General features: G+C 67.2%; 12 protein-coding genes. 3 read left to right on the top strand and 9 right to left on the bottom strand.

Annotated features, from left to right (window positions below; all coding sequences use genetic code 11):
- Positions 1 to 7: 7 nt before the first annotated feature.
- From CEW88_RS21380 to coxB, 5 genes are read right to left on the bottom strand one after another with little or no spacing between them, the layout of a single operon-like run.
- Entirely contained in the window at positions 8 to 1117 is a 1110-nt protein-coding gene (locus CEW88_RS21380; protein ID WP_254694559.1) for a c-type cytochrome, read from the bottom strand.
- The gene (locus CEW88_RS21375) at positions 1114 to 1692 is read right to left on the bottom strand and encodes a cytochrome c oxidase assembly protein (protein WP_108970373.1); all 579 of its coding nucleotides are present in this window, start codon (positions 1690 to 1692) and stop codon (positions 1114 to 1116) included. Before CEW88_RS21375 ends, CEW88_RS21380 begins: the two co-directional genes overlap by 4 nt.
- A complete protein-coding gene (locus tag CEW88_RS21370; RefSeq protein WP_108970372.1) occupies positions 1686 to 2099 on the bottom strand; it encodes a hypothetical protein in 414 nt (137 codons plus the stop codon). The genes CEW88_RS21375 and CEW88_RS21370 overlap by 7 nt, the downstream gene beginning before the upstream one ends.
- Positions 2099 to 4654 (bottom strand): cytochrome c oxidase subunit I, encoded by a 2556-nt coding sequence (ctaD, locus tag CEW88_RS21365; protein WP_108970371.1) that lies wholly within the window; start codon positions 4652 to 4654, stop codon positions 2099 to 2101. The genes CEW88_RS21370 and ctaD overlap by 1 nt, the downstream gene beginning before the upstream one ends.
- 15 nt (positions 4655 to 4669) lie before the next feature.
- Positions 4670 to 5629: a cytochrome c oxidase subunit II gene (gene coxB / locus CEW88_RS21360; RefSeq protein WP_108970370.1), complete on the bottom strand. Its 960-nt coding sequence runs from the start codon at positions 5627 to 5629 to the stop codon at positions 4670 to 4672.
- 223 nt (positions 5630 to 5852) lie between these two features.
- On the opposite strand from coxB, the gene wrbA reads away from it, so the two are divergent.
- Positions 5853 to 6446: an NAD(P)H:quinone oxidoreductase type IV gene (gene wrbA, locus CEW88_RS21355; protein WP_108970369.1), complete on the top strand. Its 594-nt coding sequence runs from the start codon at positions 5853 to 5855 to the stop codon at positions 6444 to 6446.
- 161 nt (positions 6447 to 6607) lie between these two features.
- Here wrbA and CEW88_RS21350 read toward each other — a convergent pair whose 3' ends face one another.
- From CEW88_RS21350 to CEW88_RS21340, 3 genes are read right to left on the bottom strand one after another with little or no spacing between them, the layout of a single operon-like run.
- Positions 6608 to 6709 carry a DUF2474 family protein gene (locus CEW88_RS21350; protein ID WP_108970368.1) on the bottom strand — a complete coding sequence of 34 codons (102 nt, stop codon included), beginning with the start codon at positions 6707 to 6709 and terminating at the stop codon, positions 6608 to 6610.
- Entirely contained in the window at positions 6709 to 7716 is a 1008-nt protein-coding gene (gene cydB, locus CEW88_RS21345) for a cytochrome d ubiquinol oxidase subunit II (protein ID WP_108970367.1), read from the bottom strand. Before cydB ends, CEW88_RS21350 begins: the two co-directional genes overlap by 1 nt.
- A 1-nt stretch (position 7717) precedes the next feature.
- Positions 7718 to 9112, bottom strand: coding sequence for a cytochrome ubiquinol oxidase subunit I (locus CEW88_RS21340; protein WP_108970366.1), 1395 nt, complete (start codon positions 9110 to 9112; stop codon positions 7718 to 7720).
- Positions 9113 to 9364: 252 nt separating this feature from the next.
- On the opposite strand from CEW88_RS21340, the gene CEW88_RS21335 reads away from it, so the two are divergent.
- Positions 9365 to 11668 carry an FdhF/YdeP family oxidoreductase gene (locus tag CEW88_RS21335; RefSeq protein WP_108970365.1) on the top strand — a complete coding sequence of 768 codons (2304 nt, stop codon included), beginning with the start codon at positions 9365 to 9367 and terminating at the stop codon, positions 11666 to 11668.
- Positions 11665 to 12441 (top strand): formate dehydrogenase accessory sulfurtransferase FdhD, encoded by a 777-nt coding sequence (fdhD, locus tag CEW88_RS21330; RefSeq protein WP_108970364.1) that lies wholly within the window; start codon positions 11665 to 11667, stop codon positions 12439 to 12441. The genes CEW88_RS21335 and fdhD overlap by 4 nt, the downstream gene beginning before the upstream one ends.
- A 54-nt stretch (positions 12442 to 12495) precedes the next feature.
- On the opposite strand, the gene CEW88_RS21325 is transcribed toward fdhD, so the two are convergent.
- Entirely contained in the window at positions 12496 to 13194 is a 699-nt protein-coding gene (locus CEW88_RS21325) for a TetR/AcrR family transcriptional regulator (RefSeq protein WP_159099698.1), read from the bottom strand.
- Between the last annotated feature and the right edge of the window lie 54 nt (positions 13195 to 13248).

Below are 13248 nucleotides of genomic sequence, written 5' to 3'. Positions count from 1 at the left end.
CTGCGCTCTACTCGCCAACCGTCCCCGGAGCAAGCGTCGCGTAATAGGCGGCAAGATCAGCGACATCTGCATCCGTAAGGTTCCGCGCGGCCGCCTGCATGAGATGCGATCGCGGTGTGTCGGGCGCGGGACCGTCCCGGTAGAGATGCAGCCAGTTGACCAGCCAATAGCCGTCCTGTCCGGCGATCCGCGGGGTGTCGGTCCGCTTGGGTGAGATCCCGTCGGCGCCGCCCTCGTGGCAGGCGGCGCAGCTGGCGATATCCTCGTGCTCGTCGCCCCGCTGTGCCAGCTCGCGCCCCCGCTCGGCATCGCCGAACGGCAGCGGCCTCCCCTGCCAGTCGCCGCTCATCCCCGCGTAGCGTTCGGCGATCGCGGCGCGTGTCCCGGCGGCAAGCGGCGCGGCGAGCGGCTCCATGAAGCCGCTTTCGCGGTGGCCCCCGGCATAGGCGCCGAGCACCAGGTCCAGCCATTCGGCGGACTGGCCGGCCAGCTTCGGCGCCGTGCCGTCGCGGCCCAGCCCGTCCTCGCCGTGGCAGCGTGCGCAGGCCAACTCCTGCGGAATGGCCCCGGGCAGACCCCCGAAGCGCACGCCTTCGCTTTCATAGCCCCCGGCGCGGCCAAAGGCGGCGTCCTCGTAAGCGGCACGGTCGAAGCTGTCGTAGTGCGACAGGAAGGCTGCCAGCGCCCAAGGCTCGTCGTCGCGGCCCTCGCCGGGCCAACTCGGCATGCCCGTATACTTGAAGCCATGCCGGGCGATCCACCAGAACTCCTTGGGCTCGAAGTCACCGGAGGTAAGCATCGGCGGCTCGGGGCGCATGCCCTTGACCACCGGGTTGCGCGCGATACCCGGCGCGCCGTGGCAGGTCTGGCAACCGGTGGCGAAATGCCCGGCGCCGAGGCGGATCAGCGCCGGATCGTCGAGGTCGACGTGGCGCGGCACCTCCACCCGGTTCGCCCGCACTCGCACCGCGTTGCGCAGGTACTGGTGCAGCGTCTCTCCCACGCCCGGCAGATGCGGGACCGAGGCCGCGATATTGTAGGGCGCGAACCAGAAGAACGCCGCGCCCCCGACCGCCAGCGCGCCGATGCCCCCCGCGATCCAGCGTTTCAGTCTCATGCCTGCGTCTCCCCGAGTTCCAGAGCCTGCCCCAGCCGGCGCAATGCGGCAACGAGGTAGATCGCGCCCCCTGCCCCGGCCATCAGCGCCCCCGCCACCTGCTGCTCCTGCAGCGCCGAGAGGCCCAGGTGCCCTGCGCAGATGTCCCCGTAGAGCGTGCGCGGCGCGAGGCCGATCAGCGCGCCGAGCAGGGTCATGTGCATTGTCGTGGCCAGCAGCACCACAGCGCCACCAAAACCGCCCGCCGCGCGCACCGTTGCCCAGAGCAATATCCCGGCGACCAGAAAGCTGCCTTGCTCCAGAACGAGGCCGGTGGTGCTCAGCCGAGCCCATAGGTGCAACGCCGGAAGGTGCCAGACCCAGACCACGAGCATCTCGGCCACTGCGCCCAGCACCAGCGCCATGGCGCCCGACGGCAGGCGCAGGACCGGGGCCCAGAGCGCCGGAACCACGGCGGTCACGCCCAGATGCAGCACCATGTGCAGCACCATCGACCCCGCCGCCAGCCCGGGCAGCGGCCCGAGCCAGAGAGCCGCCAGCAGGCCGAGCGCAAGGAGGCGGCGCGGGCTCAGCATTGGCCCAGCACCATGCCGGGGATCACGGTAAAGAGGATCGCCACCGCCGAGAGCACGCAGAGCAGCAGGGCCACGTGGCCGATGAATTTGTCGCGCGCCCGCTCCGAGCTTTCGGTGATTTCCTCGAAGATCACGAAGACGCCACCGTAGCGCCGGATCGCCAGCGCAGCCAGACCTGCGATCACCGCGATGCAGAGCGCCCCGAGCGCGGCGATGATCCAGCGTGGTTCGGCCAGCGCGGTCCCGCGCCCGAGCTTGGCGCACCAGATCGCGGCGACCCAGTAGCTCAGCAGGAAATGCGCCGCCCAGATCGAGGGCGCGGCGACGAGGATCCAGACAGAGCCCTGGTCGATCACCCGCGGCGCCTCGCCGGGCGGAACGGTCTTTTTCCCCTCGGACCGGGCCATCACACCACCCCCATCAGCATCGGGAAGAGCGCCAGCAGCGCGAAGATCACCACCGCCGTCAGCGCGAGGAAGTGGGTGAAGAGCGTCAAGTTCGCACTGTCGGCGCGGTAGCGCGGCGTGCAGCGCCCGCGCCAGATCCGCGCCGCCACATAGAGCCGCATCACCGCGTCGAGCAGCAGGTGCAGCCCCATCCACAGGATCAGCACCCAGACGGTGGCGTCGAAGGAGGTCTCGGTGGGGTTCAGTCCGGCGCTCCATGCCGCCCAGCACCACGCCCCGATCCCAAGCGCGGCAAGCGGCACGCCCGCGATCAGCAATGCCATCGCCTGCGCGGTGCCGCCCCCGGCCAGTCGCTCGCGCGCGAGCAGCGCCGTGATCCAGCCAGCCAAAAGCAGCGCGAGCCCGATGACCAGCCAGCCGAAACCCGGAAGTTTCGCCGCGTCCGGCAGGAAATTGGGCAGCGCGGTCCAGTAGAAGAAATAGCTGAACACCAGCCCCATGAAGGCGGTCATGTCGCCGGTCATGGTGATGAACACCGCCCACCAGCCGGGCGCGTTGTTGCCCTGCGCGTAGGTCGGCAGCACCAGCCCGCGCCCCGCCTCTTTCTCCGGCTTTTCGGGGATCTCCGAGGTGCCGGTCCAGAGCCACCAGAGCGTGAACCCGACGAAGCCCGCGCCGAAGAGCAGCGTCAGCGTCCAGAGGTGGAAGGTGGCGAGGATGAACACCGCGCCGAGGCAGAAGGCCGAACCGAGCGTCAGGTAGCTCGGCCCGCCGACCCGCTGCACGTAGAGCGGCCGCGCGTCAAGGATGTCGGTGATGATGAGCTCGCGCTTGCCCTCTTCCGCGTCGGGCAGGAACCATTCGCCCCTGTCCATCTCGCCGAGCAGCTCTTTCTGCTCCCAGAGCGGATAGCGGGTGTGGATATAGGGGATCGAGCGCACGCCCCAGGGCTTGTCGGGAACCTCGGCGCTCCATTCCATGGTGCCGGCGTTCCACAGGTTCCGCTCCACCAGCGGCGCCTTTCCGCGTGGCCAGAGCACGTTGACCGCGAGCACCACGAAGCCCGCCGCGAAGATGAAGGCCCCGACGGTTGAGACCATGTTCAGCACCGCCCAGCCGTCGGTCACGTCATAGGTCCAGACCCGCCGCGGCATGCCCATCACCCCGGTCCAGTGCATCGGCAGGAAGGCAAGGTTGAAGCCGCCGAACATCAGCCAGAAGCTCCAGCGCCCCAGCTTGTCGGACATCTTCTTCTGCGTGACGAACGGGTACCAGTAATGCACCCCGGCAAAGAGCGGGAAGAGCATGCCGCCGATCAGCGTGTAATGGAGGTGCGCCACCACGAAGTAGCTGTCATGCGCCTGCCAGTCGAAGGGCACCAGTGCCACCATGACACCCGTCAGGCCTCCGAAAACAAAGATCGCCAGCGCGCCCCCCGCAAAGAGCATCGGCACGGAGCGGCGTACCTTGCTGACCAGCATGGTCGCGATGAAGCAGAAGATCTGGATGCCCGTGGGCACCGCGACTGCTTCGGAGGCCGCCGAGAAGAACGAGAGCGAGATCTCGGGCAGGCCCGTGGTGAACATGTGGTGCACCCAGAGCCCGAAGCTCAGGAAGGCGACCCCCACTGCCGAAAGCACGATCCACGAATGGCCCACCATGGGCCGCCCGGCGAACGTCGGCAGGATGGTCGCGATGAGCGCGATGGAGGGCAGGAAGATGATGTAGACCTCGGGGTGGCCGAAGATCCAGAAAAGGTGCTGCCACAGAAGCGGGTCGCCGCCCCGGTCGGGGTCGAAGAAGGCCCAGCCAAAGGCCCGCTCCATCTCCAGCAGCAGATCCCCGGCGATCAGCGGCGGGAAGGCAAAAAGGATCATCCCCGCCACCACCAGCACGTACCAGCAATAGAGCGGCACAAGGTTGAGCCGCATCCCCGGCGGGCGCGACTTGAGCACTCCGACGATCAGCTCGACGGCGGCGGCAATGGACGAAACCTCGATGAACGACAGGCCCAGCAGCCAGATGTCGGCCCCCAGCCCGCTGTAATCGGGGTTGGACGACAACGGCGCGTACATGAACCAGCCGCCGTCCGGGGCGACGCCAAAGAACACCGAGCCGCAGACGAAGATGCCGCCGATCAGGAAGCACCAGTAGCCGAAGGCCGAGAGCCGCGGGAACGGCAGGTCGCGCGCGCCGAGGATCTCGGGCAGGATGAGGATCGCCACCGCCTCGAAGATCGGCACCGCGAACAGAAACATCATCGCAGTGCCGTGCAGGGTGAAGAGCTGGTTGTAGAGGCTCTGCGACAGCAGATCGTTGTTCGGCACCGCCAGTTGGGCGCGCATCAGCAGAGCCAAGAACCCGGCGAAGGCGAAGAAGGCGAAGGAGGTCAGCAGGTACCATTTGCCCACCGATGAGTTGTTCACCGCCGAGATGCGCCGCCAGCCGGTCGGGGTCTGCCAGACCTTCATCAGGCGCGCGCGCTGCGCCTCGTCGCGCGCCTTGTCGTAGGGCTCGGCGGGGGGGAGCTTCGAGAGGTCGATCTCTTCGGTCATGCGCGGCGCGGTCCCTTATTCGAGGCTCATCAGGAAGCCGACGAGCGCATCCAGCCGCTCGCCCTGCAGGCCCGGATAGGCGGGCATGTCGATCTCGGGCTTCATTTCGTGGGTGTCGGTGATCCAGCGCGCCATGTTCCCCGGAGTCATCGCGTAGATGCCCGCCCCAAGCTTGTCGCGCGAGGCGAGATGGGTGAGATCCGGCCCCACCGCTCCCCGCGCCTCGGTGCCGCGGATGGCATGGCAGGCGCCGCAGCCTTCCTCGTCGAAGACGACGAAACCCCGATCGCCCTCGGCCACCTGCGCGGGCCGCGCTTCGTGTTCAAGCCATCGAGCAAAGTCATCGGGCTCCATCACCACGGCGTCAAAGCGCATCAGCGCATGCGCGCCGCCACAGAACTCGGCGCAGAGCCCGCCCCAGTTGCCGAGCCTCCGGGGCGTCAGGGCCAGTTCCGTCTCGCGGCCGGGGATCATGTCCATCTTGCCCCCCAGAGCGGGCACCCAGAAGGAGTGAATCACGTCATCGGCGGTCAGCTTGAAGAGGGCCCGCTCGCCGAGCGGCAGGCGGATCTCGTTGGCGGTGGTCACCGGGCCCTCGGGCGTTTCGTAAATCACCCGCCACCACCAGCGCTCGCCGTCGACGCGCACGGTCAGCGCGCCGTCATCTGCGGTGATGTCGCGCAGGATCAGCAGCCCCCAGACCAGCAGGCCGCCGACGACAAGCACCGGCAGAATGACGCCGCCCCAGACGATGAAACGCCGGGCCTCGCGCTCGCGGTGCGGCTTGGCCTCGGCACGGTGGGCATAGGTGGCCGCGCCGATCACCAGAGCCCAGATCACTCCCGCGCCCGTCAGGACCACCCAGAAAAGCGTCTCTACCGACCGCGCTTCCTCGCCGGCGCCGGCGAGCCAATTGTGGCGCCCCGAGCACCCGGCCAAAAATACCAGTGCCGCCGCCGCTGCCAATGCCCTCAAAGGTTTGCCCTGTCGCTGCAAAATTCTTGCTAAACGATTCAGGAGGCGAAGCGTTCCACGCCAGCCCTGCGAAAGTTACCTCGCGGCGCGGGCGCCCCACGCTCCCTCAGAGGCTTCGCGCGACAAACTCGCGATCTGCCCTATCATCATCCAGCAGGCGGACAGCACCCGCTTCAATTTTACCGGTATTCCCGAAACACCACCGTCGACAGGAGCAAGATCCGTGGCACACCCCAAGATTGCAGTCATCTTCTACTCAACCTATGGCACCAATCACCAGATCGCCCTCGCGGCGGCCGAGGCCGCCAAGGACGCCGGCGCGGAGGTCCGCCTTCTGCGCGTCGCCGAGACCGCACCCGAGGCCGTGGTGAACGGCCAAGACGCCTGGAAGGCGCAGGCCGAGAAGATGGCCGACATCCCCGTCGTCACGCCCGACGACATGGTCTGGGCCGATGGCTATTTCTTCAGCGCCCCAACGCGCTACGGCCAGTCCGCCTCGCAGTTGCGGGCCTTCATCGACACGCTCGGCGGGGTCTGGTCGGAGGGCAAGCTCGCGGGCAAGACGATCACCGCGACCACCAGCGCGCAGAACGTGCACGGCGGCCAAGAGGCGACCACGCTTGGCCTTTACACCACCGCGATGCATTGGGGAGCGATCATCGTGGCGCCGGGTTATACGAGCGACGTCATCTACGCCTCGGGCGGCAACCCCTACGGCTTCTCGACCGAAGCCGGCGCGTTTGACGAGACCGGCAAGGCCTCGGTCTCGCACCAGGCCAAGCGCCTGGTCGACATCACCGCGAAGCTGATCGCCTAACGCGCCTGCCTTGGGCCCTTGCGCACCGGGTTTCAGAACTCGGTGCGCAAGGAGAGGCCCGTCTCGCCAAAGGCGCGTCCTCAAGCGTGCCATGACAAATTCGTGGCGGTTGCTCGCCAATTCCTCTGGCGCGCGTGCCGAGTCGGTCGCCTCGCACCGGCTCAGTACGGCAGCGCGAGCCGGATCAGCAGCGCCACGGCACCCACTGCCGCGATTCCCGCAAGCCAGAGCCCTACGAACCAGAGCAGCCTCCTGCCCCGCATCAGTGATAGCCCTCAGAGGGGTCGATCTTGCCGCGGAACACCCAGTAGGCGTAGGCGGTGTAGGTCAGGATGATCGGGATCAGGATCACTGTGCCCACGAGCGCGAAGGCAAGGCTGCTGTCGGGCGCCGCAGCCTCGACGATGGTCAGCGAGGGCGGGACGATCATCGGATAGAAGCTGATGCCGATGCCGATGAAGCCCAGCACAAAGAAGCCGAGCGCCGAGAAGAACGGCAGTCGGTCACCGCCGCCTCGCAGCCCCTTCCAGAGACCCGCCGCGCAAAGCAGCACCAGCACAGGTACGGCCACGGAGAAGACCAGCGAGCCGCCGCTGAACCAGCGCTGGAAGTAGACCTCGTCCTGCAGCGGCGTGAAGAGCGACACGAGGCCCAAAAAGACCAGCGTCGCCAGCCCCAGCGGCTGCGCGACCCGGCGCATGCGGTCATGCACCCCGCCCTCGAGCTTCATGACGAGCCACGTGGCGCCGAGCAGCGCATAGCCCGTGGCCACCGCCAGCCCGGTGAGCAGCGAGAAGGGCGAGAGCCAGTCCCACCAGCCGCCGGCGTAGCCGCGATCCACCACCTCGATGCCCTGCACCAGGCCGCCGAGCGCCATGCCCTGCGAGAAGCCCGCCACCAGCGAGCCGCCGAAAAAGGCGAAGTCCCACAGCCGCTTCCAGCGTTTCGTGCGCCAACGGTACTCGAAAGCGACCCCTCGGAAGATCAGCGCGAGAAGCATCAGGATGATCGGCACGTAGAGCGCCGGCATGACCACCGCATAGGCCAGCGGGAAGACCGCGAAGAGCCCGCCGCCGCCCAGCACCAGCCAGGTTTCGTTGCCATCCCAGATCGGCGCGACCGAGTTCATCATCACGTCGCGCTCCTGCTCGGTCTTGGCGAGCGGGAACAGGATGCCCACCCCGAGATCGAACCCGTCGAGGATCACGTAGACCAGCACGGCAAAGGCGATGATCCCGGCCCAAATGAAGGAAAGCTCCAATCCGAGCATGTCAGTCGCTCCTCTCGCCGGAGGTCATTGTAGGGCCTGGCATGATCCCCGCCGTCCGGATCGGCCCGTCGCGCAGGCCGAGCCGCGGCGTATCGGGCGCCTTGCGCATCATCCGCAGCAGGTAAAAGGTGCCCGCTCCGAAGACGAAGAAATAGACGGTGACGAAGCCGATCAGCGAGGTCGTCAGAGCCGGCAGGTCCAACGGCGAATGACTCTCGGAGGTGCGCAGCAGCCCGTAGACCGTCCAGGGTTGGCGGCCGACCTCGGTGGTGATCCATCCCGCCAGCACCGCCACGAAACCCGCCGGACCGAGCGCCACGCAGGCGCGCAGCAACCAGGGATCGCTATAGAGCCGGCCTCGCCAGCGCGCCCAGAGCCCCCAGAGCGCCAGCCCGAGCATGGCAAAGCCGAGCGCCACCATCACCCGGAACGACCAGAACACGATCCAAACCGGCGGCTGATCCTCGACCGGGAATTCCGAGAGGGCCGGGATCTGCCCGTCCCAGCTGTGTGTCAGGATGAGAGAGCCCAGGTGCGGCACCTCGAGCGCATAGTCCAGCTTCTGGTTCTGTTGGTCCGGGATGGCAAAGAGCACCAGCGGCACGCCACCCTCGTGGCGCTCGAAGTGGCCCTCCATCGCGGCGATCTTCGCAGGCTGATGTTCGAGCGTGTTGAGCCCGTGCTGGTCGCCGGCGAAGATCTGCAGCGGCGCCACGAGCACCAGCATCCACATCGCCATCGACAGGCTCCGTTTCGACACCGTGTGGCCGGGCGCCCTGAGAAGCTGGAAGGCCGAGGCGCCACCGACCACGAGCGCGGTGGTCAGATAGGCCGCCAGCACCATGTGCACCAACCTGTAGGGAAAGGAGGGGTTGAAGACGATCTGCCACCAGTCCTCGGGCACGAACTGGCCGTTCTCGGCGATCGAGAAGCCGGCCGGCGTGTGCATCCAGCTGTTCACCGCGAGGATCCAAGTGGCCGAAATCAGCGTCCCCAGCGCCACCATGCCGGTCGCCAGCATGTGCAGCCCGTCCCCCACCCGGCTACGGCCGAAGAGCATAATCCCCAAAAAGCCCGCCTCGAGGAAGAAGGCGGTCAGCACCTCGTAGGCCATCATCGGGCCGATCACCGGGCCGGCCTTGTCGGAAAACACCGACCAGTTGGTGCCGAACTGGTAGGACATGACGATGCCCGACACCACGCCCATCCCGAAGGCGACGGCGAAGATCTTTTTCCAGAAGTTGAACAGGGACAGGTACCGCCCGTCCCGCGTCCACAGCCAGGCGCCGTTGAGCACCGCGAGATAGCTCGCCAGCCCGATCGAGAAGGCCGGGAAGATTATGTGGAACGACACCGTGAAGGCGAACTGGAGCCGGGCGAGAACTTCTGCGGTCATGGCAAATTCCGTCGAAGGTGTGGCTTTAGGTAGAGCTAGCCCCGCCCGCGCATCCGGCAAACAGCCGGACGATCTTCGGGCAATCGGCCTGTCCGGCCGGATCGCTCCGTGGTCGGTCTGCCCCATTGATGGAGACTACGGCACAGCAGCCGCTGCGGATCACCCGGAGGCTTCACGGAACCGGCACCGGCGGAACAATCCCCCCGACGCCCCGGTTGTCCCGAAGCCCCCACGGAGCAAAGGAGCGATGTCATGGATGAAAGAAATTCCTCTGCCGGCCACCGGGCGGACACCCAGGATCCGGACACGCCCTTCGACAGTCACCCGGCCGGCGGTTGGGGCTCACTGAAGGGTGTCGCACGGATAGCTGGCGAAACCGGGGTCCCCACCGTGGCGACGAAGGTACTGGCCAAGCTCAACAAGCCAGGCGGGGTGATGTGCTCCTCCTGCGCCTGGGCCAAGCCGGCAAAGCCAAGCACCTTTGAATTCTGCGAAAACGGTGCAAAGGCGACCCTCTGGGAGCTTGATCGCAACCGCGCCGGGGCCGAGTTCTTCTCACAGCATACCCTCGCCGAGCTGCGCGGCTGGCACGACCATGATCTGGAGAAGTCCGGACGCCTGACCGAGCCTCTGCGCTACGATCCAGCGCAGGACCGCTATCTGCCCGTCCGCTGGGAGGAGGCCTTCGCCGAGATCGGTCGCGAGCTGCGCGGTATGGCCCCCGAGAAGGCAGTTTTCTATGCCTCCGGCCACGCGGGGCTCGAGGCGTCCTATCTCTACGCGCTCTTTGCCCGCGCCATGGGGCACCAGAACCTGCCGCAAAGCTCGAACATGTGCCACGAGACCACCAGCGTGAACCTCAAGACCTTCATCGGCACACCGGTCGGCACCTGCACGCTCGAGGATTTCGAGCATTGCGACACGATCTTTTTCTTCGGCCAGAACACCGGCACCAACAGTCCGCGCTTCCTGCACGTGCTGAAGGATGCGGTGAAGCGCGGCTGCCGTATTGTCACCTTCAACCCGGTACGCGAGCGCGGGCTGATCGAATTCGCCGATCCGCAGAGCCCGGCGCAGATGACCGTCGGCACGCCGACGCGGATCTCCGAGCTTTATTACCAGTTGCGCCCGGGCGGAGACATCGCAGTGATCGCCGGTCTGATGAAATGCGTTCTCGAGGCCGAGGACGCCGCGCCCGGCACCGTGCTGGATCACGGATTTATCGCGGCGCATACGAGCGGCTTCCCGGAGACGCAGCAGGCCGTGCGGGCTGCAAGTTGGGCTGAGATCGAGCGGCACTCGGGGCTGACCGAAGCGATGATCCGTGAGGCGGCGGAGGTGTATCTCTCGGCCAAGACCGCAATCGGCATCTACGGAATGGGCATGACGCAGCATGTCAACGGCTGGCTCAACCTGGGGATGCTGTGCAACCTGCTCCTCATGCGCGGCAATATCGGCAAGTTGGGCGCCGGCATCTCGCCGGTGCGCGGCCATTCCAACGTTCAGGGTCAGCGCACCGTCGGCATCGGCGAGAAATCGGCGCATATGCCAGCAGACAAGCTGCGCGCACTCTTCGGGATCGAAGCGCCGACCCGCGATGGAATGAACGCCGTCCACGCCTGCGAGGGCATCCTCGACGGCCGTGTCGAGGCGATGATCTCGCTCGGTGGCAACCTGGTCCGCGCCCTGCCCGACCGCGCGCGCATGGAGGCCGCCTGGCCGCGCCTGCGCCTGACCGTGCATGTGGCCACCAAGCTCAACCGCTCTCACCTTGTCCCGGGCCAGGTCAGCTACATCCTGCCCTGTCTTGGCCGCACGGACCGCGACATCCAGGCGACCGGCCCGCAGGCCGTTTCGATGGAGGATACCTTTTCGCATATCTACGGCTCGCTCGGTGGGGCCGAGCCACCGTCGGAGACGGTGCGCTCCGAGCTCGCCATCGTGGCGGGCATGGCCAAGGCGACGCTGCCCGAGAACCCGAAGCTGGACTGGGAGGGATGGACTGAAAACTACGATCTGTTGCGCGACCTGATCGCCCAGACCTTCCCTGACGACTTTGCCGACTTCAACGAGCGGCTGATGCAGCCCGGCGGCTTCTACCGTGGAAATCCCGCTCGCGATCGCATCTGGCACACCGAGAGCGGCAAGGCCGGGTTCACCGAGCCCACGACGCTCTCGGCGCTTGGCGAGGCGCCGACGGGCAAAGAGGTGATGACGCTGATCACCCTGCGGTCGAATGACCAGTTCAACACCACGATCTACGGCTTTTCCGACCGGCTGCGCGGGCTGAGCGGCGGGCGCGAGATCGTCATGATCAACCGGCGCGAGATGGAGCGGCTCGGTCTTTCCGAGGGGCAGAAGGTGGCGCTGGTCACCGCCGTCGACGAGGGCGTGTCCCGGCGGGTCGAGGACTTCAGGATCACCCCCTACGACCTTCCCGATGGCTGCATTGCGGGCTATTATCCCGAACTCAACCCGCTGGTGCCGCTGACCTACCACGAGAAAAATTCCCAGACCCCCGCCTACAAGGGCACACCTGTGAGGATCGTCGCGTGAGCCTGCACCAGAGCCTGACCGGCGAGGGGCCTGCGCTGCCGCCGCAGATCGGAGAAGCCCCTGTGGCGCTGACCTGCGACGGCAGCACGCTCGCGGTGATGATGGCGACCCCCGACGATCTGGAGGACTTCGCGCTCGGGTTCATGTTGACCGAGGGTATCCTCCACCACCGGAGCGAGCTGCGCGACCTCGAGATCCTGCACCACCCGAATGGCTTCGAGGCGCGCATGTGGCTGGCGCCGGAGGCGTCTCACCGCGTGATGAAGCGCCAGCGCGCCACGATCGGTCCGGTGGGCTGCGGCCTCTGCGGCATAGACAGCCTTGCCAAGGTGGCGCGCGACCTGCCGACCTTACCCGACGGGCCCTGCTTCGACCCGGACGAACTCGCCGCGGCGCCCGAGCGGCTCCGCGCGCACCAGCCCTTGCACGATCGCACGCGCGCCTGCCATGCGGCGGGCTTCCTGCTGCCGGGCCGCGGCATCGTGTTGGCCCGCGAAGACGTGGGCAGGCACAACGCGCTCGACAAGCTGGCCGGTGCGCTGTGCCGGGGCGACCTCAACCCGGCGGAAGGCGCGGTGATCATCTCGTCGCGCGTGTCGACGGAGATGGTGCAGAAGACCATCGCGATCGGCGCCACGGCGCTGGTCGCCCCGAGCGCCGCAACCGACTACGCGCTGCGCATCGCTCTGGACGCCGGCCTGACGCTGGTCGCCCGCGGCACAGGGCGGACGCTGTGCTGTCTCAGCGGCTCGAGGAGGCTGCTGGCGCGGTAGACCGGGTCCCGCGCACGTCCCACCCTTCGGTGAGGCACGCGGCACGCCACGGCGTCAGCCGGACGTCAAGAACCCCCTGAATTCCTCGGACTCGGGCATGCGCACTGGCGCCACCGCGGAGCACCCAAGCAGCCGATTGGTCATCCGCTCCTCGAGGCTCAGCCGGTCCTCGAGCATCGCCCATCCCCCGGCGACGTCGCCCTCCACGCAGAGCTGGCGCGCCTGCGCAAGGACCACCCAGCGCATTCGCCACGTGTGCTGCAGCAAGCTCACGGTCATGTCGATGTCGATCACGTCGAAGGCCCTTTCCCGGACGCCATCGGCGACGAGCCGTCGCAACAGCGGCGTGGCCCGCTGCCGGGATTCCTCCTCGAGCTTGAGAAAGATCGACTCGTTCCCGGCCATCATCGCGATACGGATCACCGCCATGATCTTTTCGGCATGGTCGAGTTCCCAGCGGGTCGTGCCCCCGAGATAGGCGGTGAAGCGCGCGACCGCGCCGCCTGGACTCCGCTCGTGGACCGCCTGGCCTGCTGCGGTGCACGCGTCGGTGAACCGCAGCAAAAGCGCTTCGAGCACGTCCTCCTTCGAGGTGAAGTGGTGGTAGAAGCCGCCCTTGGAGATCCCTGCCCCCTCGAGAAGAAGGGCCACGGTCACCTCTTCCCACGGGTGAGTGGACAGTAGCTCGGCCGCGACATCCAGGATCGCCGTGCGGCGGTCCCCTGCGGTCATTCTGGAACGTTTGGCGGTCACGATTACGTTCTCCGTCATCTGCGCCCTTGATTACAGACCGACGGTCGGTATGTA

Source organism: Alloyangia pacifica (genome assembly GCF_003111685.1).
In the GTDB taxonomy this organism is placed as follows: Bacteria; Pseudomonadota; Alphaproteobacteria; order Rhodobacterales; family Rhodobacteraceae; genus Salipiger; species Salipiger pacificus_A.
Note: the sequence above shows the minus strand (reverse complement) of the source record. Positions and strands in the feature narration are given on the sequence as shown.